This window comes from Streptomyces sp. NBC_00513, assembly GCF_041431415.1.
Taxonomy (GTDB): domain Bacteria; phylum Actinomycetota; class Actinomycetes; order Streptomycetales; family Streptomycetaceae; genus Streptomyces.
The window spans coordinates 6,211,863-6,237,094 of sequence record NZ_CP107845.1; the positions used below are offsets into that span (position 1 = coordinate 6,211,863).

General features: G+C 71.7%; 22 protein-coding genes. 9 read left to right on the forward strand and 13 right to left on the reverse strand.

Annotated features, from left to right (window positions below; all coding sequences use genetic code 11):
- Nucleotides 1-3 precede the first annotated feature (3 nt).
- From OHA84_RS28400 to OHA84_RS28420, 5 genes are all read left to right on the forward strand, one after another.
- On the forward strand, nucleotides 4-573 hold the full coding sequence (locus OHA84_RS28400) for a hypothetical protein (protein ID WP_159041523.1): 570 nt from the start codon (nucleotides 4-6) through the stop codon (nucleotides 571-573).
- Entirely contained in the window at nucleotides 570-1,784 is a 1,215-nt protein-coding gene (locus tag OHA84_RS28405; protein WP_053681734.1) for an MAB_1171c family putative transporter, read from the forward strand. Before OHA84_RS28400 ends, OHA84_RS28405 begins: the two co-directional genes overlap by 4 nt.
- Complete coding sequence (locus OHA84_RS28410; RefSeq protein WP_053681733.1) at nucleotides 1,754-2,683, forward strand: hypothetical protein; 930 nt, start codon at nucleotides 1,754-1,756, stop codon at nucleotides 2,681-2,683. Before OHA84_RS28405 ends, OHA84_RS28410 begins: the two co-directional genes overlap by 31 nt.
- A gap of 68 nt (nucleotides 2,684-2,751) precedes the next feature.
- Nucleotides 2,752-3,237, forward strand: coding sequence for a DUF3574 domain-containing protein (locus tag OHA84_RS28415; RefSeq protein ID WP_266950501.1), 486 nt, complete (start codon nucleotides 2,752-2,754; stop codon nucleotides 3,235-3,237).
- Nucleotides 3,238-3,393: 156 nt separating this feature from the next.
- Entirely contained in the window at nucleotides 3,394-5,463 is a 2,070-nt protein-coding gene (locus OHA84_RS28420; RefSeq protein ID WP_266969152.1) for a SpoIIE family protein phosphatase, read from the forward strand.
- A gap of 15 nt (nucleotides 5,464-5,478) precedes the next feature.
- Here the strand turns inward: OHA84_RS28420 and OHA84_RS28425 are convergent, their stop codons facing one another.
- On the reverse strand, nucleotides 5,479-8,271 hold the full coding sequence (locus tag OHA84_RS28425; RefSeq protein ID WP_078999307.1) for a SpoIIE family protein phosphatase: 2,793 nt from the start codon (nucleotides 8,269-8,271) through the stop codon (nucleotides 5,479-5,481).
- 9 nt (nucleotides 8,272-8,280) lie between these two features.
- Nucleotides 8,281-9,264: a GlxA family transcriptional regulator gene (locus OHA84_RS28430; RefSeq protein WP_053681730.1), complete on the reverse strand. Its 984-nt coding sequence runs from the start codon at nucleotides 9,262-9,264 to the stop codon at nucleotides 8,281-8,283.
- A gap of 73 nt (nucleotides 9,265-9,337) precedes the next feature.
- Between OHA84_RS28430 and OHA84_RS28435 the strand changes: the two genes are divergently transcribed.
- Nucleotides 9,338-9,967, forward strand: a complete 630-nt coding sequence (locus OHA84_RS28435) for an isochorismatase family protein (protein WP_266969149.1) — start codon at nucleotides 9,338-9,340, stop codon at nucleotides 9,965-9,967.
- Nucleotides 9,968-9,999: 32 nt separating this feature from the next.
- Here the strand turns inward: OHA84_RS28435 and OHA84_RS28440 are convergent, their stop codons facing one another.
- Both OHA84_RS28440 and OHA84_RS28445 read right to left on the reverse strand, forming a co-directional pair.
- Nucleotides 10,000-10,497 carry a GNAT family N-acetyltransferase gene (locus OHA84_RS28440; protein ID WP_266969147.1) on the reverse strand — a complete coding sequence of 166 codons (498 nt, stop codon included), beginning with the start codon at nucleotides 10,495-10,497 and terminating at the stop codon, nucleotides 10,000-10,002.
- 150 nt (nucleotides 10,498-10,647) lie between these two features.
- Complete coding sequence (locus OHA84_RS28445; protein WP_053681728.1) at nucleotides 10,648-11,796, reverse strand: glycerate kinase; 1,149 nt, start codon at nucleotides 11,794-11,796, stop codon at nucleotides 10,648-10,650.
- Between the two features lie 143 nt (nucleotides 11,797-11,939).
- On the opposite strand from OHA84_RS28445, the gene OHA84_RS28450 reads away from it, so the two are divergent.
- From OHA84_RS28450 to OHA84_RS28460, 3 genes are read left to right on the forward strand one after another with little or no spacing between them, the layout of a single operon-like run.
- On the forward strand, nucleotides 11,940-13,664 hold the full coding sequence (locus OHA84_RS28450; RefSeq protein ID WP_266950505.1) for a BCCT family transporter: 1,725 nt from the start codon (nucleotides 11,940-11,942) through the stop codon (nucleotides 13,662-13,664).
- 37 nt (nucleotides 13,665-13,701) lie between these two features.
- Nucleotides 13,702-14,202 (forward strand): NUDIX hydrolase, encoded by a 501-nt coding sequence (locus OHA84_RS28455; protein WP_053681726.1) that lies wholly within the window; start codon nucleotides 13,702-13,704, stop codon nucleotides 14,200-14,202.
- Nucleotides 14,203-14,247: 45 nt separating this feature from the next.
- Nucleotides 14,248-14,676 (forward strand): hypothetical protein, encoded by a 429-nt coding sequence (locus OHA84_RS28460; RefSeq protein ID WP_053681725.1) that lies wholly within the window; start codon nucleotides 14,248-14,250, stop codon nucleotides 14,674-14,676.
- Between the two features lie 25 nt (nucleotides 14,677-14,701).
- Here OHA84_RS28460 and OHA84_RS28465 read toward each other — a convergent pair whose 3' ends face one another.
- The 9 genes from OHA84_RS28465 to ccrA form a co-directional block, all read right to left on the reverse strand.
- Entirely contained in the window at nucleotides 14,702-15,211 is a 510-nt protein-coding gene (locus tag OHA84_RS28465) for a methylated-DNA--[protein]-cysteine S-methyltransferase (protein ID WP_053681724.1), read from the reverse strand.
- Between the two features lie 15 nt (nucleotides 15,212-15,226).
- Nucleotides 15,227-16,708: an AlkA N-terminal domain-containing protein gene (locus tag OHA84_RS28470; protein ID WP_266969144.1), complete on the reverse strand. Its 1,482-nt coding sequence runs from the start codon at nucleotides 16,706-16,708 to the stop codon at nucleotides 15,227-15,229.
- Between the two features lie 312 nt (nucleotides 16,709-17,020).
- Nucleotides 17,021-17,803 carry a CDP-diacylglycerol--serine O-phosphatidyltransferase gene (gene pssA / locus OHA84_RS28475; protein ID WP_371591609.1) on the reverse strand — a complete coding sequence of 261 codons (783 nt, stop codon included), beginning with the start codon at nucleotides 17,801-17,803 and terminating at the stop codon, nucleotides 17,021-17,023.
- Between the two features lie 61 nt (nucleotides 17,804-17,864).
- The gene (locus OHA84_RS28480; RefSeq protein WP_053681721.1) at nucleotides 17,865-18,521 is read right to left on the reverse strand and encodes a phosphatidylserine decarboxylase; all 657 of its coding nucleotides are present in this window, start codon (nucleotides 18,519-18,521) and stop codon (nucleotides 17,865-17,867) included.
- A gap of 186 nt (nucleotides 18,522-18,707) precedes the next feature.
- Complete coding sequence (locus OHA84_RS28485; protein ID WP_053681720.1) at nucleotides 18,708-19,913, reverse strand: acyl-CoA dehydrogenase family protein; 1,206 nt, start codon at nucleotides 19,911-19,913, stop codon at nucleotides 18,708-18,710.
- Between the two features lie 4 nt (nucleotides 19,914-19,917).
- The gene (locus tag OHA84_RS28490) at nucleotides 19,918-20,430 is read right to left on the reverse strand and encodes a MaoC family dehydratase (RefSeq protein ID WP_053681718.1); all 513 of its coding nucleotides are present in this window, start codon (nucleotides 20,428-20,430) and stop codon (nucleotides 19,918-19,920) included.
- Between the two features lie 5 nt (nucleotides 20,431-20,435).
- The gene (locus OHA84_RS28495; RefSeq protein ID WP_053681715.1) at nucleotides 20,436-21,410 is read right to left on the reverse strand and encodes a CoA ester lyase; all 975 of its coding nucleotides are present in this window, start codon (nucleotides 21,408-21,410) and stop codon (nucleotides 20,436-20,438) included.
- Nucleotides 21,407-23,503 carry a protein meaA gene (locus OHA84_RS28500; protein WP_266969140.1) on the reverse strand — a complete coding sequence of 699 codons (2,097 nt, stop codon included), beginning with the start codon at nucleotides 23,501-23,503 and terminating at the stop codon, nucleotides 21,407-21,409. The genes OHA84_RS28495 and OHA84_RS28500 overlap by 4 nt, the downstream gene beginning before the upstream one ends.
- A gap of 31 nt (nucleotides 23,504-23,534) precedes the next feature.
- Nucleotides 23,535-24,872 (reverse strand): crotonyl-CoA carboxylase/reductase, encoded by a 1,338-nt coding sequence (gene ccrA / locus OHA84_RS28505; protein ID WP_053681712.1) that lies wholly within the window; start codon nucleotides 24,870-24,872, stop codon nucleotides 23,535-23,537.
- Nucleotides 24,873-25,232: the final 360 nt, after the last annotated feature.

The window sequence follows — 25,232 nt, forward strand, 5'->3', positions numbered from 1 at the left end:
AAGGTGCCTGGCTCTGCGTTACCGGCCTCGGAGGACAGGCGACTCAGGCGGCGACTCAAGAAGGTCCGCCGCGCCTGCGAGGAGATGCTCGCGGAGTGGGGCATGGAGCACGGCTGCGGAATCGAGGAACTCCACGGGTACCTCAGCGAACGGCGCGGGCGGCCCATCCACCTGGTTCCGACGACTTTCCCCGAACGCCATCTCCTCGGCATCTGGCTGAAGTTGGACGACTTCGACGTCGTCGCCTTCGAGAAGTCGGCCTCGCCCGCCCACAAGGAACACATCATCGCCCACGAGCTGGCCCACATCGCCTTCGCGCACCGGGGGTCCGTGCGGCTGGACGGTGTCGAATCCGGTCCGCTGTTCGCGGACGTCGACCCCGCGGCCGTACAGGGCGCGCTCATGCGCTCCCGCTACAGCGACGGCGAGGAGCAGGAGGCCGAGACCATGGCCTCCCTCATCCTGGCGCGGGCCACGAAACGGTGGGTCGAACAGGCCTGGGCCGTCCCGGAGGAGGCCGCCGACGTCCTCGCGCGCATCGAACGCGGCCTGGGGAAGCCGGACCAGCAGTGACCACCCTCTACACCGTCCTCGCCTGGGTCTGCGCCTTCGTCGGGCTCGCCGCGTTCGCCTACCGGCTCCCGGACCTGCTGCGCCGACGGCACGACGTCGCGCTGTGGGCGCTGTGCGTGTACTTCCTGTGCTCCGGCATCAGTTTCCTCGTCGACCTGGACCAACTCCGCCTGCACATCTCCGGCTTCTTCGGCCTGCCCAACATCACCTCGCTCATCACGCAGGTCGCGGTGGTCGTCCTCACCGCCGCGCAACAGGTGGTGCTCGTCCACTGGTCGGCGCCCCCCGACCAGGCCCGACGCATGGCCCGACAGCGGGTCCTGTTCTTCGGCGCGGCGCTCGCCGTGCTCGTCGTCGCCTCCTTCGCCGTCGGCCCCGTGGCACAGTCCGAGACGGCGACGTCGACGATCCTGCTGAGCATCCAGGACGGCCGATACGCCCTGTACATGTTCTTCTACCTGCTGATCTGCGCCGTGGGGCAGGCGGAGACCGTGCGGCTCTCGCTGCGGTTCACCAAGGTCGCCAACCGGCAGTGGCTCGCGGCCGGCATGCGCACCGTCACCCTCGGCGCGAGCCTCATCCTGGTCTACTGCGTCACCCGGAGCATCCAGATCGCCGGCACCCGACTGGACTTCGACGGAGCGGCGCTCGACCCCGTCCAGTGGACGTGCGGCAGCGTCGGGGCCCTGCTCCAGGTCACCGGATGGACCATCCCCTCCTGGGGGATCCACCTCACCCGCGTACGGGCCTGGGTCCGCAGCTATCGCGCGTACCTGTGCCTGCGCCCCCTGTGGGGCGCGCTCCACCAGGCCCTGCCCGACATCGCGTTGGCCCCGCCCAGGTCCTGGGCGCGCGACCTCCTCCCGCCCAGGGACCTGCACTACAGCCTCTACCGGCGCGTCATCGAGATACGCGACGGACAACTGATGCTGCGCACCTCGCTGTCCTACGACGAGTTCTCCCGGGTCGCCCGCTCCCTGGACCTCCCGGACGACCCGACCTCGCCCCTGGGCGAAGCCCTCCAGGTCCGGGCCGCCCTGAGCCGTTCCCCCGAGGAGAGGGCGGAACAGGACGACGCGTCCGGGATCCCCGCGCGCCCGCCGCACGAGGACTTCCGCGACGAGGTGCAGTGGCTGACCGAGGTCGCCTCGTCGTTCACCGCCCTGGGCCAGGACGGCCGGTGGCCCGCCGTCCGGACCGGCACGCCGTGACCCCGACCGCCGCCCGCACCGTGGAGCGCCTCGTGGCCCTGGACGCCGCGCACGGCGCGACGGCCGCGCTGCCCGCCGTACGCCGGGCCCTGCGGGACTTCCCCGAACTCTCGGGCGACCCCGCGCCCGACCGCCGCCCGGACGTCGACCGGGTCGCCGCCCTGGCCGAACTGAGCGAGGTCGTCGGCTGGATCCTCTTCGACGCGGGGCTCCACCGCCAGGCCCACCGCGCCAACACGCGGGCCCTCACCCTCGCGGGGCGCTGCGGCGACCGCTGGACCGAGCGGCTCACCCTGCTGAACCACAGCATGCTCCAGACGGCCGCCGGAGACCCCCGGGGCGCCCTGGAGACGGCGGCCCGGGTGACCGGTCCGCGCCCCCTGCCCGCCCGGGTGGACAGCCTCGTCCTGATCCGGCGCGCCCACGCGACCGCCCTGCTGGGCGGCCGGCGCGAGTCCCGCCGGCTGATCTCGCGGGCCCGCAGCCGGTTCCTCGACGGCCTGTCCCGGCACGACCCGCACTGGGCCTGGTGGATCGACGAGAACGAACTGCGCGGCCACGAGGGCTGGGTCCTGGCCCGGCTGGGTGACTGGGACCGCGCCCTGCCCCTGCTGCACCGGGCGGCCACCGCCCCCGGGCCGTCCTACCGGCACCTCTTCGGCGCGGAGCTCCTCGCGGCCCTGGCCCGCGCCGGGGCCTGGACCGAGGCGCGGGACCTCATCGCGGACCTGGCCCCGCGCGCCGCCGCCATCGGTTCCGTACGCACCACCCGGACCCTCGCCGACGCCGCGACCGGGCTGCGCCGAGGCCCGCGCGTCCCCGCGTCGCTCAAGGACGCGGCGGCCCACCTCCTGGAGTGCCTGCCCGCACCGGTGGCGCGGAGCGACCGCCCGGCCTGAGACCCCTCCTCCACCAGTACACCGGGACTCCCGGGCATCATCGCGACCCACACACAGACAGGGATCACATGCGCCACATCCGAATATCCATGCCCGCGGCGGCGGCCGTGCTCACGGCGGCCGTGCTCTTCTTCGCCGCCGGCAGCCCCGCGCTCGACACGGCCCCGCAGTCGCCGGTCGCCGCCTCGGTGGCGAACCAGGAACTCGCGCCGGGCAGCCGGGGCAGCGCCTACGTGTCCACCCACCTCTACTTCGGCACCGGGCGGCACAACGGCAACCCGCCGATCACCGAGGCGCAGTTCGACAAGTTCGTCACCGACGTGATCACCCCCCGCTTCCCGTCCGGCCTCACCCTCCAGGAGGCCCGCGGCCAGTGGAGGGACAAGGAGGGCGACATCAACCGGGAGAAGTCCTACGAGCTGACGGTCCTCTACCCGGCGGGCGAGGCCCGGGCGCGGGACGCCGACATCGAGTACATCCGCCGCCTCTACTGCAAGACCTGGGAGCTGGAGTCCGTCGGCCGCGCCGACGCCCTGGTCCGCGCCGACTTCTGACGGGGCCCGGCCGGCCGGCGACTCCCGACCATCGCCGCCGGGCCGGGGCGCCCGGTCGGGGCGCCCCCGCCCCGGTGCGACCGCAGCGCCCCGGGGCGAGCCCTCGGCTAGGGTGATTCGGAAGGAAACAGGCCCACCAGCGACGAGGTCGGTGCGTTGGACACTTACCGGTCGGCGAGCGAGGTGCCGGACCCGCCGGTGGCGGCGGTCGGCTATGCGGGAGTGCTCCGCGAGCTGCTGCCGATCGCCCTGTGGCGGGAGGACGCCGACGGCCGCGTCGTGGAGTGGTCGCTGGCCGCGCAGGACCTGCTCGGCCACCGCCCCGAGGACATCCTGGGCCGGCCCGGCACCGCGGTCCTGGTCCCCGACGCCAACCGGGAGCTGGCCGACGACCTGACCCGGCGGGTGCAGGCGGGCGAGACCGTCGTCGGAACCCTTCCCGTGCGCCACCGGGACGGGCACCGCGTGACGATGGAGATGTGGATCGTGCCCGCCGCCGACCCGCAGGGCCGCACGGGTGCCCTGCTCATCGCCGTGGAGACCTCCGAGGTCCTGAACATGCGGGACTCCCTCGTCGCCCTCCAGAGCCTCTTCACCCAATCCCCGATAGGCCTCGCCACGCTCGGCCCCGACCTGCGGTTCCTGCGCGTCAACGACGCCCTGGCCCGCATGAACGGGGTCTCCGCGGCGGCGCACCTGGGCCGGCGTCTCACCGAGGTGGTCCCCGGGGTCAACGCGGTCGCCCTGGAGGCCACGATGCGGCAGGTCCTCGACGGGGGCACCGCCGTCGTCGACGTCCGGCGCACGGGCCGTACCGCCGCCGACCCCGACCACGACCGGACGTGGTCCTGCTCGTACGCCCCGCTGCTCGACGGGAGCGGTCGCAGGCTCGGCCTGATCGCCTCCCTCATCGACATCACCGAGGGCCAGCGGGCTCAACTGGAGGCCGAACGGGCCCGGACCCGCTTCGCCCTCCTCGCCGAGGCCGGCACCCGCATCGGCACCACCCTCGACCTCAACCAGACCGCCCGGGAGATCGTCGAGCTGCTCGTGCCCCAGCTCGCCGACTCGGCCGACGTACAGCTCCTGGAAGCCGTCCTCGACCCCGACGAGATGACCGGCGGGACCTCCACGCGCGGACTCCTGCGCAGACTGGCCGCCACCTTCCCCGACCCGACCGCGCCCACCGCGAAACTCGTCGCCGGGCAGACCTTCCAGATCCCGGTCGGGACGGTCTACGAGCGGGTCATCTCCGACGGCCGGCCCATGAACCTCTACCTCTCCGACATCCCGGCGCTGATCACCGACCCCCGGGCCGAGCCCCTGCGCGCCTACCTCGCCACCCTGGGATCGGCGCGGCTGGTCCCGCTGGTCGCGCGCGGCAAGGTGCTCGGCGCCGTGGCCGTGACCCGGGTGCGCGAGCGCGAGCCCTTCGACGAGCAGGACTGCGTGCTCGTGGACGAGCTGGTGGCCCGCGCCGCCCTCAACATCGACAACGCACGCATGTACACCACCCAGCGCCAGGCGGCCCTCACGCTCCAGCGCAGCCTCACCAACAGCGCCCTGCCCGAGGTCACCGGCCTCGAACTCACCGGCCGCTACCTGCCCGCCAGCGACCACGACGTGGGCGGCGACTGGTACGACGTCATCCAGCTGCCCAGCGGACGGACCGGCCTGGTCATCGGCGACGTGATGGGCCACGGGATCCACGCCGCGGCCGTCATGGGCCAGCTCCGCACCGCGGTGCGGACCCTCGCACGACACGACGTGCCGCCCGCCCTGATGCTCCGCTCCCTCGACGCGGTGGTCGCCGACCTGGGCGAGGACGAGATGGCCACCTGCGTCTACGCCGTCCACGACCCGGCCACCGGCGGCTGCGTGATCGCCCGCGCCGGCCACCCGCCGCCCGCCGTCGTCACCGCCGACGGGACGGTCACCTTCCTCGACGGACCGCCCGGAACCCCGCTGGGCACGGGCGGGCAGGACTTCCGCACCGAAGAGGTGTCGCTGCCCCCGGGGACCCTGCTGGCGCTGTACACCGACGGGCTGATCGAGTCCCGGGACCGCGACCTCGACCACGGCATGGAACGGCTGGCCCGCGCCCTGGGGCAGGTGGGACGGCCCCTGGAACAGCTCTGCGACGACATCCTCGACCTGCTGCCCGCCGCCCCGCAGGACGACGTGGCCGTCCTGCTGGCCCGTACGGTGCGCACCCCGCCGGCCTGACCCGGCGCGACACCGTCACCAGGCCAGGCCCTCCAGCTCGTCCAGGTCCAGCGTGAGGGCCGCCAGCGGCTCCGCCGGGTTCCCGCTCAGCGGGAGCTCCGCCCAGATCACCTTCCCCCGCTCGGTGTACCGCGTGCCCCACCGCTCGGCGTACTGCGCGACGAGGAACAGCCCCCGACCGCCCTCGTCGGTGGTGGCCGCGTACCGCAGGTGCGGGGACGTGCTGCTGCCGTCGGACACCTCGATGATCAGCGTCCGGTCGCGGAGCAGCCGCACCCCGACGGGCGCGCTCCCGTAGCGGATGGCGTTGGTGATCAGCTCGCTGAGGATCAGCTCCGCCGTGAAGGCGATCTCCTCCAGACCCCAGGCGGCGATCTGCGCCGAGCCCGCGTTGCGCACCCGCGAGACCGCCGCCGTGTCGTCGGGCACGTCCCATTCCGCGATCCGCCCGGCGTCCAGCCGCCTGGTGTCGGCGATCAGCAGGGCGATGTCGTCGTTCGGCGTCGGGAACAGCAGCGCCGCCAGCACGTCGGCGCACGCCTGGTCGGGGCTGCGTCCGGGCCGTGCCAGGGTCTCGCCGAGCAGCCCCAGACCGGTGTCGAAGTCCCGGTCGCGGTCCTCCAGCAGGCCGTCGGTGAAGAGCGCGAGCCGGCTTCCCTCGGGCAGCATCAGCTCGGTGGTCTCGAAGGGCATCCCGCCCACGCCCAGCGGCAGCCCGGTCGGCAGCTCCGGGAACTCCACCCGGCCGTCGGGGTGGACCAGGGCCGGCCCGGGATGCCCGGCGCTCGCCAGCGTGCAGCGGCCCGACACCGGGTCGTAGACCGCGTACAGGCAGGTGGCGCCCGTGACCCCGGCCGCCTCCTCGACGGGCTCGCCGTCCTCCGCGTCGGGGCCGTTCTCGTTGCGGTCGATGCGGTCGATCAGCTCGTCGAGGTGTCCGAGCAGCTCGTCGGGCGGCATGTCCAGGGTGGAGAAGTTGTGGACCGCGGTGCGCAGGCGTCCCATGGTCGCCGCCGCGTGCACCCCGTGCCCGACCACGTCGCCGACGACCAGGGCGACCCGCGTCCCCGGCAGCGGGATCACGTCGAACCAGTCCCCGCCCACCCCGGCCTTCGCGGGCAGGTACCGGAACGCGACGTCCACGGCGGTCAGGTCGGGCAGCACCCGGGGGAGGAGGCTGCGCTGGAGCGTCACGGCGGTGGCGTGCTCGCGGGTGTAGCGGCGCGCGTTGTCGATGGACACCGCGGCCCGCGCGCCGAGTTCCTCGGCGAACGAGAGGTCCTCCTCGTCGAAGGCCTCGGGGGTGTCCGCCCGCCAGAAATTGGCCATTCCGAGGACCACCCCGCGGGCCTGGAGCGGTACGGAGATCAGCGAGTGCAGCCCGTACTCCAGCGCGATCCGGGTCCCGTCGGCGTCCTGGGCCCGCCAGCCGAAGGCGGTGCGCAGATCGGGGGCGAGCACCGCGCTCCCCGCCGCCAGGGCCGCCGCCATCGGCGCCGTCGGCACGACGAACCGGATGACCTCCCCGACCGGCTGGAGCGGCTGGTCCGTGCGGACCCCCGACATGGCCGCCCGGCGCATTTCCGTGTACGTCCCGGTGGGGACCGAGGGCTCCTCGCCGTGCAGCACCGGTTCCAACAGCTCGACGGTCACGAAGTCCGCGAACCGCGGGACGGCCACCTCCGACAGTTCCTCCGCGGTCCGGGTCACGTCCAGGGTGGTACCGATCCGCACCCCGGCGTCGTACAGCATCTGCAGCCGGTCCCGGGCCACCTCGGCCCGGCCGGAGAGCGCGGCGAGTTCGGTGGAGTCCCGCAGGGTCACCACGCTGCCGGAGGGGCGTCCCGCGTACGGCTTGGTGCGCCGGACGTTCACCGCGAGCAGGCGGTCACCCGCCGGGTGGACCTCGTCCGTCACCACCCGCCCCGACGTCAGCAGGGCCGCCGTACGGGGGTCCAGCCCGAGGTCTTCCACATGCTGTTGCTCGGCGTCGGCGGGCAGGCCCAACAGTCGGCGGGCCTCGTCGTTGGCGAGCTGCAGCCGGTGGTCGGCCCCGATGATCAGCACGCCCTCGCGCACGGCGTGCAGTACCGCCTCGTGGTGCTCGTTCATCCGCGCCATGTCGGCGGGGCCCAGGCCGCTGGTCTGGCGCCGCAGCCGGCGGCTGACGAGAGCGGCTCCACCGGTGCCGAGCAGCAGGGCGCCCGCGGCGGCGCCGATCAGCAGCGGGAGCTGGTTCTCGACCGCGTCACCGACGTTCTGGATCTCGATGCCGGTGGCGACGAGGCCGACGACCGCGCCGCTCGCGTCCCGCACCGGGACCACGGCGCGGACCGCGTCGCTCGGGGCGCCCTTGAAGGTCTCGGTGAAGGACTCGCCGCGGACGGCACGATCGAGGTCGCCGGTGGCCTTCCGGCCGATCAGCTCGGGCCTGGAGTCGGTGTAGCGCACGCCGTCGGTCTTCAGGACGGAGATGAAGTCCAGCCCGGAGGCCTTGCGGGCGCCCTCCGCGAGAGGCTGGAGCACGGCCGTCGGATCGGGACTCTTGAGGGCGGCGGGCAGGCCGGGCGCGCGCGCGAAGGCCTCGGCGGCCGCCAGCGAACGGTTGCCGGCGTCCTGCCGGCTGTCGTACCGGGCCTGGAACACCAGCGCCAGTGCCGCCGCGGCGATCACCATCAGAACGATCACGGCCTGCAACGCGAACACCTGACCGGCGACGCTGCCCGGGGCCAGGGAGAGACGCGCGAGCAGGCTCGGTGGGTGGCCCGCCGGCGGTGATCCCCGGGATCGACCCGAACGTCCGGTCATGAGCCATTTCTAACACTGTCGCCGCGGTTTGGGGGTGGCGGCGGCTTCCGCGCGGTACGCACGCGGACTCATGCCGACGTGCGCCGTGAACCGTTGGCGGAAGTTCACCTCACCGGAGAACCCGGCCCGCCGGGCCACCTCCGACACCGGGTGGTCGGTGCGTTCCAGCAGTTTGCGGGCCTCGTCCAGGCGGTGATGGAGGAGCCACTTGTGCGGGGTGGTGCCCGTGCCGGCCGCGAAGTGCCGGGCGAAGGAGCGGGGCGACATGCCGGCCCAGCGCGCCAGCGTGGCGACGTCCAGGGGCTCGTGCAGATGGCGCAGGGCCCGTTCGCGCACGGCGGCCAGCGCCTCGGCGGTACGGTCCGCCGCGGGGGTGGGCCGGTCCAGGTACTGGGCGTGGTCCCCGGTGCGGAAGGGCCCCGTCACCATGGACCGGGCGATGGCCGCGGCGACCTCCGAGCCGTGCGCCTCCCGGACCAGGTGCAGGCACAGGTCGATGCCGGAGGCCACCCCGGCGGACGTCCAGATGCCCGAGTCCTCCACGAAGAGGGGGGCGTCCTCGACCAGCACCCCTGGATGGCGCTCGGCCAACCGGGGGGCGAGCCACCAGTGGGTCACGGCCCTGCGCCCCTCCAACAACCCGGCCTCGGCGAGGATGAAGGCACCGGCACAGAGCGAGGCCACCGGCACACCCCGCGCGTGGGCCTCCCGCAGCGCCGCCAACACGGGCTCGGGGGTCGGGTCGCAGGGCTCGGACAGCGCCGGTACGACGACCAGGTCGGCGCGGGCCAGCCAGTCCAGGCCCCGGTCGGGCGCCAGCGTCAGCCCGCCGGGCAGGGAGATCGGCCCGGTGTCCAGGGCGCAGCGCCGCAGCTCGAAGCGCGGGACGCCGGCGCGGCTGCGGTCGGGCCCCCAGACCTCGGTGATGACGGCCAGGTCGAAGGCGCGGATGCCGGGCTGACAGACGATCGCGATCCGGTGCATGACTGCCATTGTGGCAGGATCCCATCGGTTCGGGTCCGCGGTGCTCCTGTCGGGTCCGGCGCCCGCCGCACAGGATGGGGCCATGACGACGAACGAGAACCCGAAACCGAACGACCCCGCGATCGAGATCGCCGACAACACCGCGCTGGTGGTCGTCGACGTCCAGCGCGGCTTCGACGACGCGTCCTTCTGGGGCCCGCGGAACAACCCGGAGGCCGAGGCCAACATCGCCGCCCTGATGGACGCCTGGCAGGAGACGGGCCGCCCCCTGGTCCTGGTCCGGCACACATCGGTGCTCCCCGGTTCCGTCCTGGCCGAGGACCAGCCCGGCCACGCGTTCAAGGACTTCGTCCGGGACCGCCGGGACACGGCCGCCCTGCTGGTCACCAAGACGGTGAACTCCTCGTTCCACGGCACCCCGGACCTGGCGCGCTGGCTCGAAGCCCAGGGCATCGGCGGGATCGTCGTCGTCGGGATCCAGACCAACATGTGCGTCGAGACCACCGCCCGGGTGGGCGGCAACCTCGGCTACGAGGTACTCGTCCCCCTCGACGCCACGCACACCTTCGATCTCGAAGGCCCGGACGGCCTGAGCCTGACCGCCGACGCGTTGGCCACCGCCACGGCCGTCAACCTCCACGGCGGCGGGTTCGCCCGCGTGACCACCACCGCCCGGCTCCTCTCCGCGGTCCGGGGCGCGGTCACCGCGTAGCCGGGGCGCGGGTGGGTCCCGGGCCGGTGGGGTCAGCGATCGGCCCAGGTCACCGCGTAGTGACGCAGCCGGCCGTCGTCCCGTAGGAACCGCATCCCGGCGGCGGCCATCACCCGCCCGGTGGCCGCGTTCTCCTGGTCGGTGTCCCCGTCCACCCCGCGGGCGCCGTGCGAACGGGCATGGTCCAGCAGGGCGCGCAGCGCCTCGGCGGCATGACCGCGGCCCCGGGCCGCAGGGATCAGCGCGAAACCGACGGTGACCCGTCCGGCCGCGTTCGGCGGCCCGTGGAACCCGGCCCCGCCGATCGCCACGCCGTCGTCGCGGCCCCGTATCTCGTACGCGCCGAACGGCCCCGGATCGCCGCGCTCGGAGAGCAGCCGCAGGAACCGCTCCGCCCCCGCCCGATCCGCGGCCTCCGGATACCCGGGCCCCCACCGGTCGTCCGGCCGGGGGATCCCGGACGCGAGGTGTTCGGCCGAGGCCCGGTCCAGGGGCGCGAGCAGCAGCCGCGCGGTCAGCAGTGTGGTCACGGGACCTGCCTACCAGCCGGGCCGACCGGCCGGTACCGCACGGTGCGCGACGGTGCCCGCGAACGCCGCGGCCCCGGCCCCGCGAACGCCGCAGGCCCGGCCCCCGGACGTCGGTCGGGGGCCGGGCCTGTCGTGTGTCCGTCGGAGGTGTCAGAGCACGTCGGCGGCGATGTTGGCCGCGACCCGCTCCAGCAGGGGACCGGCGTTCGCGATGCACTTCGCGGGGTCGGGCTCGATCTCCGTCAGCGGGTACGCCCGCCGGATGCCGGCGGCCCGGAGGGCCTCCTGTTCCAGCAGCAGCCGCCCGCACACCGCGACGACCTCCTTGCCCGCCGCGCGCGCCGCCGCCGCCACCCCGGCCGGGGCCTTGCCGTGCAGGGTCTGCTCGTCCAGCGAACCCTCGCCGGTGATGACCAGCGTGGCCCGCTCCAGGGCCGGCGCGAAGCCGAGCACCTCCAGCATCAGCTCGATGCCGGGACGGAACGTCGCACCGAGGAGCAGCGCCCCGTAGCCGATGCCGCCCGCGCCGCCCGCGCCCGGCAGCACCGCGCACTCGGCGGCCTTCGGGCCGATCGACTTCTCCAGCACGACCGCGAAGTGCGCCAGCGCCGCGTCGAGCGTCGCCACGTCCTCGGGCGAGGCGCCCTTCTGCGGGCCGTAGACCGCGGGCGCGCCCTTCGGGCCCGTCAGCGGGTTGTCCACGTCGCTGGCGAGGACGAAGTCCACGTCCGCGAAGCGCGGGTCGACGCCGGACAGGTCCGCCGAGGCGAGCGAAGCCAGCGCGCCGCCGCCCGGACCGACGGGTTCGCCGTTCGCATCCAGGAACACCGCGCCCAGCGCCGCGAGCATGCCGGCGCCGCCGTCGGTGGTGGCACTGCCGCCCACGCCGAACACGATCGAGCGGGCGCCCGCGTCCAGCGCGGCCTTCAGCAGCTCACCCGATCCGTAGGTGGTCGCCGTCAGCGCGGCGAACACGCCCGGGGGCAGCAGTTGGAGCCCGGAGGCCTCCGCCATCTCGACCACCGCGGTGCCGTCGCGCAGCGCGAATGCGGCCGTGACCTGGTCACCGAGGGGTCCGGTGACCCGTACCTCCCGGCGTTCGAAACCGGCCGCCACGGCGGCCGCGACCGTACCGTCGCCGCCGTCCGCGACGGGGAGGGTCTCGATCTCCACGCCCGGGACGGCGGCGCGAAGGCCCGCCGTCACCCGCTCAGCGACCTGAACGGCCGTGAGCGAGCCCTTGAATTTGTCCGCGGCGATGAGCACGCGCGCGGTCTCAGTTACTGCTCCGTCCGTCACCTTGCTAATCCCTTGCTATCGAACAGTGCAGTCGCGCCCCCATGAGCGTATCCGGAGGATCCTCCTATGCCCATGGGTGGCCTGGGCCACACCCGGCGCGCCATGACCTTAAATCGGTATATACGCCTGCATAGTGTGGCCGCATGAGCGCCGATTCGCTGGAACAGCCACGTCCGGATCCCTCGGGCGCGGGTCCGGACGACCCGGGAGGCGGTACTCCCGACCTCCAGGTGGTCGCGATCGGAGTGCTCGCCGTGCTCGCCGTCGTGGCGTGGGCGGTGCTCGGGGAGGACTCCTTCGACACCGCGTCGAGCACGGCGCTCGCCTGGGTCCTGGGCAACTTCGCCTGGCTGTTCGTGATCGCCGCCGACGTCTTCCTCGTCATGTGCGTCGTCCTCGCCCTCGGCCGGTTCGGCCGGATCAGGCTCGGCGACGACGACTCCGAGCCCGAGTTCACGAACCTGTCCTGGATCGCGATGATGTTCAGCGCCGGCATGGGCATCGGCCTGATGTTCTACGGCGTGGGGGAGCCGCTCACCCACTTCCTGCACCCGCCACCCGCCTCCGGGGCGGCCCCCGGCACCGGCGCCGCCGCCCGCGCGGCCCTCGATTACTCCTTCTTCCACTGGACCCTCACCCCCTGGGCCATCTACGGCATCGCCGGCCTCGCCCTCGCCTACGCGACGTTCCGAAAGGGCCGCGGCAACCGGCTCAGCTCCGCCTTCGTCCCGCTGATCGGCGAGCGGCGGGCCGACGGACCACTCGGCAGGACCATCGACCTGCTCGCCGTCTTCGCCACGGTCTTCGGCACCGCGACCAGCCTCGGCCTCGGCGCGCTCCAGGTGGCCAAGGGGCTCGACCTCACCGCCGGCGTCGAGGACACGATCACCGTCCAGCTGATCATCATCGGCTCGCTGTCGGCCGCCTTCGTGCTCTCCGCCTTCTCCGGCCTGCACAAGGGCGTGAAGTGGCTGAGCACCATCAACCTCGTGCTCGCCGGCGTCCTCATGCTCTTCGTCTTCGTCCTCGGTCCGACCGTCTACATCCTCGACGTGATCCCGGCGAGCGTCGGAAGCTACCTGCACGAACTGCTGCCCCTGGCGACCGGGACCGGCGCCTTCACCGACAGCTCCTGGCTCGGCGCGTGGACCATCTTCTACTGGGCGTGGTGGCTCTCCTGGGCGCCGTTCGTCGGCACTTTCATCGCCCGCATCTCGCGCGGCCGGACCATCCGCGAATTCCTCATCGGCGTCCTGCTGGTGCCCAGCGGCGCCACCGTCGTCTGGTTCTGCGTGATGGGCGGCACCGCCATCCGGCTCGAATCCACCGGCGCCGCCGACCTCGCGGGCAAGGTCCGGGAGGGCGTGGAGGCATCGCTCTTCGCGATGCTCGACGCGCTGCCGCTGGGCACCGTCACCTCCTGGGTGGCCATGGTCCTGGTCATGACCTACTTCGTCACCAGCGCCGACTCCGCCTCCCTGGTCATGGGGTCGCTCACCAGCCGAGGCTCCCTGAACCCGCCCACCTGGCTGGTCGTCACCTGGGGCATCCTGATGGCCGGTGTGGCCGCCGCGCTGCTCCTCGCAGGCGGTCTGAAGTCCCTTCAGACCGCGACCATCCTGGTCGCGCTGCCCTTCGTCGTCGTCATGTTGCTGCTCTGCTGGGCCCTGGTGAGGGAACTGCGCGAGGACCCCGGCGCGGGCCCCGCCCGCACGCACCCGCTCCACGGGATGCGCGACGCCGTCAAGGCGATGGTCGGCGACGCCGTCACCGAACAGGGCCGGGCGGGCCACCGGCGGCTCAAGCGGGTCGCCGAGTCCAAGGGGCGGGACGGTACGGACGGCGAAGACGGCACCTCCGGGGCGTGATCCGCGCATCGGGCGGCGGCTGGGTAGGGTTGCGGGCGTGACCACCACCGATGCCTACGCCACCTACGTCGCGAGCCTGCCCCGGGTGCTGGCCGCCGCCGCCGCGCTCTATCGGGACGCCGAGGGACGGGTGCTGATCGTGGAGCCGAACTACCGCGCGGGCTGGGTCCTGCCGGGCGGCACCATCGAGTCGGACACCGGCGAGACCCCGCGCACGGCGGCCCGCCGCGAGAGCGCCGAGGAGATCGGACTCGACCTCCCGCTCGGCAGACTGCTCGCCGTCGACTGGAGCGTGAGCCCCGACCGCCCGCCGATCGTCGCCTACGTCTACGACGGGGGCGTGCTGGACGCCGGACAGTTGGCCTCGATCAGGCTCCAGGAGGAGGAACTGATCTCCTGGAAGCTCGTCGAGCCCGCCGAACTCACCTCCCACCTGCTCGGATCGCTCGGCCTGCGCACCCAAGAGGCGTACCGCGTACAGCAGTCGGGCGAGAGCACCGCCGAGCTGGAGAACGGCCGCCGCCCGGCGACCGCGTAGCCACCGTTACCTCAGGCCTACTTCGACCAGGACAGAATTCAGCGAATGATCACGATGTACGCCTGGCCCAGCACGGCCGACGGTCCCGATGCCCTTCCCATGGTCCACTTCACCACCGACGACCAGTCCAGCGGCGAGTTCACCCCCGAGGGGACCCCGGTCTGGATGTTCGACGGCGCGATACGCGACGGCGGGTGGGCCGAGTTCAGCGACTTCGAGGGCTGGTCGACGCCCGCCGAGGGCTGGCAGGCCTTCTACCGCCGCGAGGACGACCTCCTCGCCGTCACCGGCCCCGGCGCCTGCGAAGGCTGGTACCAGGGCAAACTCGGCGCCGACACCGCCTGGGTGGCCGCGGCAGGGGAGCAGCAGAGCGTGGTGCTGCTCGCCGCCCCCGTCCAGCACCCCTCGCTGTACGCCTACGCGGTGGAGGCCGGCGCGGGCTTCGCCCTGCTGGTACCCCTGGTCGTCATCTAGAGCCCGCCATCGGGATCAGACCGGATCAGGCCAGTTCCTCCTGGGTGGGGGCGCCGGACTCGAAGGCCAGCAGCTTCACCTTGCGCTCCACCCCGCCGCCGTAGCCCGTCATGCCGCCCGAGGCCCCGATGACGCGGTGGCAGGGGACGATGATGCCGATCGGGTTCCTGCCGTTCGCCAGGCCCACCGCGCGCGAGGCGCCCGGCTTGCCCAGCTTGTCCGCGAGCTGCCCGTACGACCAGGTCTCGCCGTACGGGATGCGCACCAGTTGCTCCCACACGCTGCGCTGGAAGTCGGTCCCCTCCATGCGCAGCGGCAGGGTGAACTCGTTCAGCTCCCCGGCGAAGTACGCGGTCAACTGCCGCACCACTTCGGGGAACGGCGCCTCGGTCGGCGCGACCCGCCCGCCGAAGGACTCCTCGGCCGGTCGGTGGCGCTGCCCGACCATGTAAAGGCCGCTCAGGACGCCGTCGGTGGCGACGAGCGTCAGCGGGCCGTAGGGGCTCGCGACGACGGTGTGCTGCTTGTTGGTCATGACGGTCGGGCTCCTTCAGACGGGCAGGTGGTTGATGGCGTGGTCCTCGGTGGCCCACAGGTACTGCACGGCGTACGCGCGCCAGGGCCGCCAGCCGGCCGCCCGGGTGGTCAGCGCCGCGGGCGTCGACGGGAGTCCGAGCCCCCGCGCCGCCCGCCAGACCCCCAGGTCCGACGGCAGGAACGCGTCCGGGTCGCCGAGTGCCCGCATCGCGATGACCTCGGTGGTCCACGGACCGAACCCGGGCAGCTCGCCGAGCCGCGCCCGGGCGAGCTCCCAGTCGCTGTCGATGCCGAGCGGCAGCGAACCGTCCGCCAGCGCCGCCACGAGCGTGGTCAGCGTCGTACGGCGGCTGCGGGGCAGGGCCAGGGACTCCGGGTCCAGCCCGGCCAGCGCCTGAGGCGAGGGGAACAGGTGCGTCAGCCCGCCCGCCGGGTCGGGATCGGCCACCGGCTCGCCGTGCGCGACGACCAGCCGGGCCGCGTGCGTACGGGCCGCCGCGGTGGACACCTGCTGTCCGAGGACCGCCCGTACGGCGAACTCGGCCGCGTCGACGGTACGGGGCACCCGACGCCCGGGAGCCTTGTCCACGAGGGGGGCCAGGAGCGGGTCGGCCCGCAGCTGCTCGTCGATGGCCTCGGGGTCGGCGTCCAGGTCGAGCAGTCGGCGGCAGCGGCTGATCGCGAGGGTGAGGTCGCGCAGGTCGGTCAGGGCCAGCTGGCAGCCGATGTGGTCGGGCCGCGGGGTGAGGGCGACCACGCCGGTGCCGTAGGGCAGGCGCAGGGTTCGGCGGTAGGCGCCGGCCCGCCATTCCTCGACCCCGGGCACGGCGGTCGCGGCGAGGTGGCCGAAGAGGTTGTCGGGGTTGAGCGGGGACCGGTACGGCAGCCGCAGGCTTATGGTCCCCGGGATCCGGGGCGTGTCGCGGTGGGCCTTTCCGCCGCGGGCCCGCAGCTCGCTGGGGGAGAGGGCGAAGACCTCGCGGACGGTGTCGTTGAAGGTCCGGATCGATGAGAACCCGGCGGCGAAGGCGACGTCGGCCATGGGCAGCTCGGAGGTCTCGATCAGCAGCCGCGCGGTCTGCGCCCGCTGGGCCCGGGCCAGGGCCAGCGGCCCCGCTCCGAGCTCGGCGTTGAGCTGTCGCTCCACCTGCCGCGTCGAGTAGCCGAGGCGGGTGGCGAGCCCCGGCACGCCCTCGCGGTCGACGACCCCGTCCTGGATGAGCCGCATGGCCCGGGCGACGGCGTCGGCGCGTGCGTTCCACTCGGGGGACCCGGGGGAGGTGTCGGGGCGGCACCGCTTGCAGGCTCGGAAGCCGGCCTGCTGGCAGGCGGCCGCGCTGGGCAGGAACGACATGTTCCCGACCTTGGGCGGCACGGCCGGGCAGCTGGGGCGGCAGTAGATCCGGGTGGTGAGGACGGCGGTGAAGAACCAGCCGTCGAAGCGGGCGTCCTTCGACTGCACGGCCCTGACACAGCGGTCGGTGTCGGTGTACATGGCTCCAGGATCCCGAGGCGAACGGGGCGGGGCTGGCGGTTTTCCGACATCAAGGCTACGCCCGCCCCGTCCGGGAGGCCCCCGCGCGGGGAAGCCGGCGGTGTCGGGCTCGGACTCGGGGCCCGACCGGCGAGCACGGCGCCCCCGAGCACAGCGCCCCGAGCGCGGCGCCCCCAAGCACGGCGGTGCCGTGCTCGGGGGCGGCCCCGGGAAGGCCCTCCGCGGCCCCGTCAGGGCGCCGGGGGCACGGGAAGGGCCCCCGGCGCCTCGGCGGCATCGGGGGCCCTCTCGGACAGCTTCACGGCGTGGAGCCTACGGAGCCTGGGTGGCCCTGGCCTCGCGCCGGTTGTGGCGGAACGTGTTCGCGCGACGGGTCGTCGCGAACAGCGGGATCGTCGCCGCCATGGCGATCTGCAGCGCGCAGCCGGTCTGGAGCAGCAGCTGACCACCGGGGGCGTCGAACGCCCAGGCGGCCAACAGGCCCATCGCCGCGACGATCCAACTCAGCATCGCCACCGCGAGGACACCCCGCGGCTTGGGGTACTCGACCCGGCTCACCATCAGCCACGCCACGCCGACGATCGCCAGCAGCGTCGGGACGAACGGCAGCTCCAGCAGCACGATCGAGACGACCGTCAGCGCGCCGAAGGGGCTCGGCATGCCCTGGAACATGCCGTCCTTCATCGTCACGCAGCTGAATCTCGCGAGACGCAGCACCACGGCCAGCAGCACCACGATCGCCGCCAGCGCCGACATCTTCTGGACCGCGTCGTCGGCGACCATGCCGTAGACGAGGACGAAGTACGCCGGTGCCAGCCCGAAGCTGATCAGGTCGGAGAGGTTGTCCAGCTCCGCGCCCATCGGCGAGCTGCGCAGCTTGCGGGCCACGATCCCGTCGAAGAGGTCGAAGACCGCGGCGAGCAGCATCAGTATCACCGCCGTGGCGGCGCTGCTGCGGGCCATGCCCGACTCGCCGCTGCCGGTGAGGTGCGGGATCAGGATGCCGGTGGTGGTGAAGTACACCGCCATGAAGCCGCAGGTCGCGTTGCCGAGGGTGAGGGTGTCCGCTATCGACAGCCGCAGGGAGAGCGGCATGTCCTCGGCGTCGTCCTCGTCCTTGGCCTCCGGCACCCAGCCTGTGGCAGGAGTCTCAGGGTCAGTCACGGTCAATTCGGGTCACCCCCGCGGTGGTGGCCTGTCCGACCTCGACCGCGACCTCGACACCCTCGGGGAGGTAGATGTCGACGCGGGATCCGAAGCGGATCAGACCGATGCGTTCGCCCTGCTCCACCTTGGTGCCGGCCGGCAGGTACGGGACGATCCGACGCGCGACCGCGCCGGCGATCTGCACCATCTCGATGTCGCCGAGCTCGGTGTCGAAGTGCCAGACGACGCGCTCGTTGTTCTCGCTCTCCTTGTTGAACGCCGGGACGAACCCGCCGGGGATGTGCTCCACGGACGTCACCGTGCCCGCCAGGGGCGCACGGTTGACGTGGACGTTCAGCGGGCTCATGAAGATCGCGACGCGGGTCCGTCCGTCCTTCCACGGCATGATGCTCTGCACCACACCGTCGGCGGGGGAGATGACCCGACCCTGCGTGATCTCACGCTCGGGGTCGCGGAAGAACCACAGCATGCCCGCGGCGAGCGCGGTGGCGGGCACGGCCGCCGCGGCCCAGCGCCCGGACTTGCGCGCCCGGGTGAGGCTGAGCGCCGCGGTGGCGACGGTCGGCAGAAGCCACGGCGATGCTCCGCGTGCGAGACGTCCACCGAGGAGGCCGACGCGAGGTGCAGAGGTTTGGCTGTGGGGCATGGATGACCTTCGTAGCGGGTGATTGCCGCGCCGCAAACGGGGGGACGGGACGGCGGCTTTACTGGAATGCTATCGGTTGCGCGCAACAACTGGGCAAGCCAGAAGCCGAGTCGATGGCCGTAAGTCGGTCACTGGTAGTGACTCTTGCGTGGGGAACCTTTGCGCGATTCCCCACGAAAGGGACTTTCAGCCCTGGAGTCGGTACTCCTCCAGCAGGCGCCGACCGATGATCATTTTCTGGATCTCGGCCGTACCTTCGCCGATGAGGAGCATCGGCGCTTCGCGGTAGAGGCGCTCGATCTCGTACTCCTTCGAGAAGCCGTACCCACCGTGGATACGGAAGGCGTCCTCCACCACCTCCTTGCAGTACTCGGAGGCGAGGTACTTCGCCATCCCTGCTTCGAGGTCGTTTCGTTCCCCGGAGTCCTTTTTGCGTGCTGCATTGACCATCATCGCATGGGCGGCTTCGACCTTGGTAGCCATCTCGGCGAGCTTGAACTGGATGGCCTGGTGTTCGGCGATGGCCTTGCCGAAAGTGTGACGTTGCTGGGCATAGGAGACACCCAGTTCGAACGCACGCTGGGCGACGCCGCAACCACGCGCCGCCACGTTGACGCGGCCGACCTCGACCCCGTCCATCATTTGGTAAAACCCTCGGCCGGTCTGGCCGCCAAGCACCCGATTGGCCGGAATGCGCAGTCCGTCCATGATGAGCTCGGTCGTGTCGACGCCCTTGTAGCCCATCTTGTCGATCTTGCCCGGGATGGTCAGGCCCGGACGGACCTCGCCGAAGCCCGGCTCCTTCTCGACCAGGAAGGTCGTCATGGACTTGTGCGGGGCGGTGCCTTCGGGGTGTCCTTCGTCACTTCGGACCAGAACGGCCACCAGCGTCGAGGTGCCGCCGTTCGTCAGCCACATCTTCTGGCCGTTCAGGACGTACTCGTCGCCGTCCTTCACCGCCTTCGAGGTGATGGCCGACACGTCCGAGCCGAGCCCGGGCTCGGACATCGAGAACGCGCCGCGCACCTCGCCCAGCGCCATGCGGGGAAGGAAGTGGTCCTTCTGCTCCTGCGTGCCGTGCTGCTTGAGCATGTACGCCACGATGAAGTGGGTGTTGATGATGCCCGAGACGGACATCCAGCCACGCGCTATCTCCTCGACGCACAGCGCGTAGGTGAGCAGCGACTCACCCAGGCCGCCGTACTCCTCGGGGATCATCAGGCCGAAGAGGCCGAGTTCCTTGAGTCCGTCGACGATCGCCTGCGGGTACTCGTCGCGGTGCTCCAGCTCGGTCGCGACCGGGATGATCTCCTTGTCGACGAACTCCCGGACGGTCTTGAGGATGTCCCTCTGGTCGTCCGTCAGGCCGGCGGTCTGGGCAAGTCGGCTCATGGTTCTACTTCCCCTGTTCCTTCAGCGTGGGCCGGCCGGGCTGCTCGCCGCCGCGCTCCTTGATGTAGGTCTCCGTCGGAACCATCACCTTGCGCCGGAAGACGCAGACGAGGGTGCCGTCCTGCTTGTAACCCTTGGTCTCCACGTAGACGATCCCGCGGTCGTTCTTCGACTTCGACGGGGTCTTGTCGAGGACCGTGGTCTCGCCGTAGATGGTGTCGCCGTGGAAGGTCGGCGCCACGTGGCGCAGGGACTCGATCTCCAGGTTGGCGATGGCCTTGCCCGAGACGTCGGGGACCGACATGCCCAGCAGCAGGGAGTAGATGTAGTTGCCCACGACGACGTTCTTGCCGAAGTCGGTCGTGTTCTCGGCGTAGTTGCTGTCCATGTGGAGCGGGTGGTGGTTCATGGTCAGCAGACAGAAGAGGTGGTCGTCGTATTCGGTGACGGTTTTCCCGGGCCAGTGCTTGTAGACAGCACCGATCTCGAACTCTTCGTACGTGCGTCCGAACTGCATGGGGATCAGGCCTCCGGGATCTCGAACTTGGTGGTGCGACGCATCCCGGCGGCGCGGCCCTTGCCCGAGATGACCAGGGCCATCTTGCGGCTGGCCTCGTCGATCATCTCGTCGCCGAGCATCGCCGACCCCTTCTTGCCACCGGCCTCGGAGGTGCACCAGTCGTAGGCGTCGAGGATCAGCTCGGCGTGGTCGTAGTCCTCCTGCGAGGGGGAGAAGACCTCGTTGGCGGCGTCGACCTGGCCGGGGTGCAGCACCCACTTGCCGTCGAAGCCGAGGGCGGCCGCGCGGCCGGCGACCTCCCGGTACCCGTCCACGTTCTTGATCTGGAGGAAGGGGCCGTCGATGGCCTGGAGGTCGTGCATGCGGGCCGCCATCAGGATCCGCATCAGGATGTAGTGGTAGGCGTCCGCCCCGTACCCGGGCGGCTGCATGCCCACGACCAGGGACTTCATGTTGATCGAGGCCATGAAGTCGGCCGGGCCGAAGATGATGGTCTCCAGCCGGGGGGAGGCGCCGGCGATCTCGTCGACGTTCACCAGGCCCTTGGCGTTCTCGATCTGCGCCTCGATGCCGATCTTGCCGACCTCGAAGCCCATGGTCTTCTCGATCTGGGTCAGCAGCAGGTCCAGCGCCACGACCTGCTGCGCGTCCTGGACCTTCGGGAGCATGATGCAGTCGAGGTTCTGGCCCGCGCCCTCGACGACCGTGATGACGTCGCGGTACGTCCAGTGCGTGGTCCAGTCGTTGACACGCACGACCCGGGTCTTGCCCGTCCAGTCGCCCTGGTTCAGCGCGTCCACGATGGTGTGGCGGGCGCCTTCCTTGGCGAGGGGGGCGCAGGCGTCCTCAAGGTCGAGGAAGACCTGGTCGGCCGGCAGGCCCTGGGCCTTCTCCAGGAACCGGGGGTTGGAACCCGGCACCGCGAGGCAGGAGCGGCGCGGCCGGAGCCGGTTGACCGGGGAAGTGGGCGTGGTCATGCGGGGACCTCCGTGCTTTCGGCGATGTCAGCTGTGTCGACGATGTCGGCGTCGTCAAGGGGGTGGAGCTTGTTGGCCTTGCGGATCTCGTCGACGATACGTCCGATGATCTCCGTGATGCCGAAGTCCTTGGGGGTGAACACGGCGGCCACGCCGGCCGCCTTCAGGGTCACCGCGTCGGCATTCGGAATGATGCCGCCCACGATGACGGGGATGTCGCCCGCCCCCGCCAGACGCAGGCGTTCCAGCACGTCGGGGACGAGGGCGCTGTGCGAACCGGACAGGATGGACAGTCCCACGCAGTGCACGTCCTCGGCCAGCGCCGCCGAGGAGATCTCCTCGGGTGTCAGCCGGATGCCCTGGTAGACCACCTCGAAGCCGGCGTCGCGGGCCCGGACGGCGATCTGCTCGGCGCCGTTGGAGTGACCGTCCAGGCCGGGCTTGCCGATCAGCAGCCGCAGCCGGCCGGAGCCGAGCTCGTCGGCCGTACGGGAGACCTTCGCGCGGACCAGGGCCATCGGGGAGCCCGCCTCGGCGGCGACCGCCACCGGGGCCGAGGAGACCCCGGTCGGGGCGCGGAACTCGCCGAACACCTCGCGCAGCGCGCCGGCCCACTCGCCGGTGGTCACGCCCGCCCGGGCGCACTCCAGCGTGGCCTCCATCAGGTTCTCGGTCCCGGCGGCGGCGTCCTTCAGCCGGTCCAGGGACTGGCGCACCGTCGGGAAGACGAACGGGTCGCCGCCGCCCTGCCGGTCGGAGGACTCCTGACGCTCGGCCTTCCAGCGGCCGATGCGCTCGACGGTCTGCGCCTCCAGCGCCCCGTCCACCGTCATGATGGCGGCGTCCAGGTCGGCGGTGAGCGGGTTCTCCTCGGTCTGCTGGAAGCAGTTGACTCCGACGATCTTGTCCTCGCCGTCCTCGATCCGGGCCCGCCGCTCGGCGTGCGAGGAGACCAGCTGGGACTTGAGGTAGCCCGACTCGACGGCCGCCATGGCGCCGCCCATCTCCTCGATCCGGTCGATCTCGGCCAGGCACTCCGTCACCAGCGAGTCCACCTTGGCCTCGATGACGGTCGAGCCCGCGAAGATGTCCTCGTACTCCAGCAGGTCGCTCTCGTGCGCGAGGACCTGCTGGATGCGCAGCGACCACTGCTGGTCCCAGGGCCGGGGCAGGCCCAGCGCCTCGTTCCAGGCGGGCAGCTGCACGGCGCGGGCGCGGGCGTCCTTGGAGAGGGTGACCGCCAGCATCTCCAACACGATGCGCTGGACGTTGTTCTCCGGCTGGGCCTCGGTCAGTCCCAGGGAGTTGACCTGGACGCCGTACCGGAAGCGGCGCTGCTTCGCGTTGTCGATGCCGTAGCGCTCCAGGGTGACCTTGTCCCAGATGCGGCCGAAGGCGCGCATCTTGCACATCTCCTCGATGAAGCGGACGCCCGCGTTCACGAAGAAGGAGATGCGGGCGACCACCTCGCCGAAGCGTTCCTCGGGCACCTGGCCCGAGTCGCGCACCGAGTCCAGCACGGCGATGGCGGTCGACATCGCGTACGAGATCTCCTGGACCGGGGTGGCCCCGGCCTCCTGGAGGTGGTACGAGCAGATGTTGATCGGGTTCCACTTCGGGATGTGGTTGACCGTGTACGCGATCATGTCCGTCGTCAGGCGGAGGGACGGCCCCGGCGGGAAGACGTGCGTCCCGCGCGAGAGGTACTCCTTGACGATGTCGTTCTGGGTCGTGCCCTGGAGCAGGGCGATGTCCGCGCCCTGCTCCTCGGCGGCCACCTGGTAGAGCGCCAGCAGCCACATGGCGGTGGCGTTGATCGTCATCGAGGTGTTCATCTGTTCCAGGGGGATGTCCTGGAACAGCCTCCGCATGTCGCCCAGGTGGGAGACCGGGACCCCGACCCGGCCCACCTCGCCGCGGGCGAGGATGTGGTCGGGGTCGTAGCCGGTCTGCGTCGGCAGGTCGAACGCGACCGACAGGCCGGTCTGTCCCTTGGCGAGGTTGCGGCGGTACAGCTCGTTGGACGCCTCGGCCGTGGAGTGGCCGGCGTACGTCCGCATGAGCCACGGACGGTCCTTCTGGCGCTCTGTCATCTCAGGCTGTCCCTTTGGCCCTTGAACGATCTCAGACGTTACGGAAGCGGTTGATCGCGTCGAGGTGCGTCGCGCGCAACTCGTGGTCGCGGACGCCCAGGCCCTCCTCCGGGGCGAGCGCGAGGACGCCGACCTTGCCCTGGTGGAGGTTGCGGTGGACGTCGTAGGCGGCCTGGCCGGTCTCCTCCAGGGAGTAGACCTTCGAGAGGGTGGGGTGGATCTTGCCCTTCGAGATCAGGCGGTTGGCCTCCCACGCCTCGCGGTAGTTCGCGAAGTGCGAGCCGATGATGCGCTTGAGCGACATCCACAGGTAGCGGTTGTCGTACTCGTGCATGTAGCCCGAGGTCGAGGCGCAGGTGGTGATGGTGCCGCCCTTGCGGGTGACGTAGACGCTCGCGCCGAAGGTCTCGCGGCCGGGGTGCTCGAAGACGATGTCGATGTCCTCGCCGCCGGTCAGCTCGCGGATGCGCTTGCCGAAGCGCTTCCACTCCTTGGGGTCCTGGGTGTGCTCGTCCTTCCAGAACTTGTAGCCCTCGGCGTTGCGGTCGATGATCGCGGTCGCGCCCATCGACCGACAGATGTCCGCCTTCTGGTCGCTGGAGACGACGCAGATCGGGTTGGCCCCGCCGGCCAGCGCGAACTGGGTGGCGTAGGAGCCGAGGCCGCCGCTGGCGCCCCAGATCAGGACGTTGTCGCCCTGCTTCATGCCGGCGCCGTTGCGAGAGACCAGCTGGCGGTAGGCGGTGGAGTTGACCAGGCCGGGGGAGGCGGCCTCCTCCCAGCTGAGGTGGTCGGGCTTGGGCATCAGCTGGTTGGACTTGACGAGGGCGATCTCGGCCAGGCCGCCGAAGTTGGTCTCGAAGCCCCAGATGCGCTGCTCGGGGTCGAGCATCGTGTCGTTGTGGCCGTCGGAGGACTCCAGCTCCACCGAGAGGCAGTGCGCGACGACCTCGTCGCCCGGCTGCCAGGAGTTCACGCCGGGACCGGTGCGCAGGACGACGCCCGCGAGGTCGGAGCCGATGACGTGGTACGGCAGGTCGTGGCGCTTGCTGAGGTCCGAGAGGCGCCCGTAGCGCTCCAGGAAGCTGAAGGTGGACACCGGCTCGAAGATCGAGGTCCACACGGAGTTGTAGTTGACCGAGGAGGCCATGACGGCGACCAGGGCCTCGCCCGGGCCGAGCTCCGGCACCGGGACGTTGTCCAGGTGCAGGGACTTGCGGGGGTCCTTCTCACGGGTCGTGAGCCCCTCGAACATCCCCGCCTCGTCCTTGTGCACGGTGATCGCGCGGTACGAGTCGGGGAGCGGCAGGGCCGCGAAGTCGGCGGGCGTGGCGGCCTGCGACTGGATCGCTTCCAGGATGTCCTTCACGGTGTTGCCTCCGGCGAGCGCTGATGAGGGTGCGCTGAGGGATACGCGGGTGCGCGGAACGGGTGTGGTGTGTGTGCCGTCGGTTCGGCGATGCGGTGGTGCTGCGACGCCCGTGGTGAGGCGTGCTGGTGCCTGGTGACGCAGGCATCCGGGGCGCGGTTCGTGCCGAGTGGGCGAGGACCGCGGGGACATCCGGACGAGATTCAACGTATGGCACCCCGTGTCACTCAGCAAGGCACCGCGTGCCAAAACTTTCTCTCATTTGCTATTTGACCTGCGCAGATGAGCGATGATCGATCAGTGTTACCCGCGAGTAGGGACAACCCGGACAAACGCAAATGGCCGCCCCCGGAATGGGAG

Bases quoted from the DNA above. Each gene is read 5' to 3' on its own strand.
- OHA84_RS28415 (WP_266950501.1), top strand. From the start codon at position 2,752: ATGCGCCACATCCGAATATCCATGCCCGCGGCGGCGGCCGTGCTCACG.
- OHA84_RS28425 (WP_078999307.1), bottom strand. From the start codon at position 8,271: ATGACCGGACGTTCGGGTCGATCCCGGGGATCACCGCCGGCGGGCCAC.
- OHA84_RS28430 (WP_053681730.1), bottom strand. From the start codon at position 9,264: ATGGCAGTCATGCACCGGATCGCGATCGTCTGTCAGCCCGGCATCCGC.
- OHA84_RS28435 (WP_266969149.1), top strand. From the start codon at position 9,338: ATGACGACGAACGAGAACCCGAAACCGAACGACCCCGCGATCGAGATC.
- OHA84_RS28450 (WP_266950505.1), top strand. From the start codon at position 11,940: ATGAGCGCCGATTCGCTGGAACAGCCACGTCCGGATCCCTCGGGCGCG.
- OHA84_RS28460 (WP_053681725.1), top strand. From the start codon at position 14,248: ATGATCACGATGTACGCCTGGCCCAGCACGGCCGACGGTCCCGATGCC.
- OHA84_RS28465 (WP_053681724.1), bottom strand. From the start codon at position 15,211: ATGACCAACAAGCAGCACACCGTCGTCGCGAGCCCCTACGGCCCGCTG.
- OHA84_RS28470 (WP_266969144.1), bottom strand. From the start codon at position 16,708: ATGTACACCGACACCGACCGCTGTGTCAGGGCCGTGCAGTCGAAGGAC.
- pssA (WP_371591609.1), bottom strand. From the start codon at position 17,803: ATGCCGCTCTCCCTGCGGCTGTCGATAGCGGACACCCTCACCCTCGGC.
- OHA84_RS28480 (WP_053681721.1), bottom strand. From the start codon at position 18,521: ATGCCCCACAGCCAAACCTCTGCACCTCGCGTCGGCCTCCTCGGTGGA.
- OHA84_RS28485 (WP_053681720.1), bottom strand. From the start codon at position 19,913: ATGAGCCGACTTGCCCAGACCGCCGGCCTGACGGACGACCAGAGGGAC.
- OHA84_RS28490 (WP_053681718.1), bottom strand. From the start codon at position 20,430: ATGCAGTTCGGACGCACGTACGAAGAGTTCGAGATCGGTGCTGTCTAC.
- OHA84_RS28495 (WP_053681715.1), bottom strand. From the start codon at position 21,410: ATGACCACGCCCACTTCCCCGGTCAACCGGCTCCGGCCGCGCCGCTCC.
- OHA84_RS28500 (WP_266969140.1), bottom strand. From the start codon at position 23,503: ATGACAGAGCGCCAGAAGGACCGTCCGTGGCTCATGCGGACGTACGCC.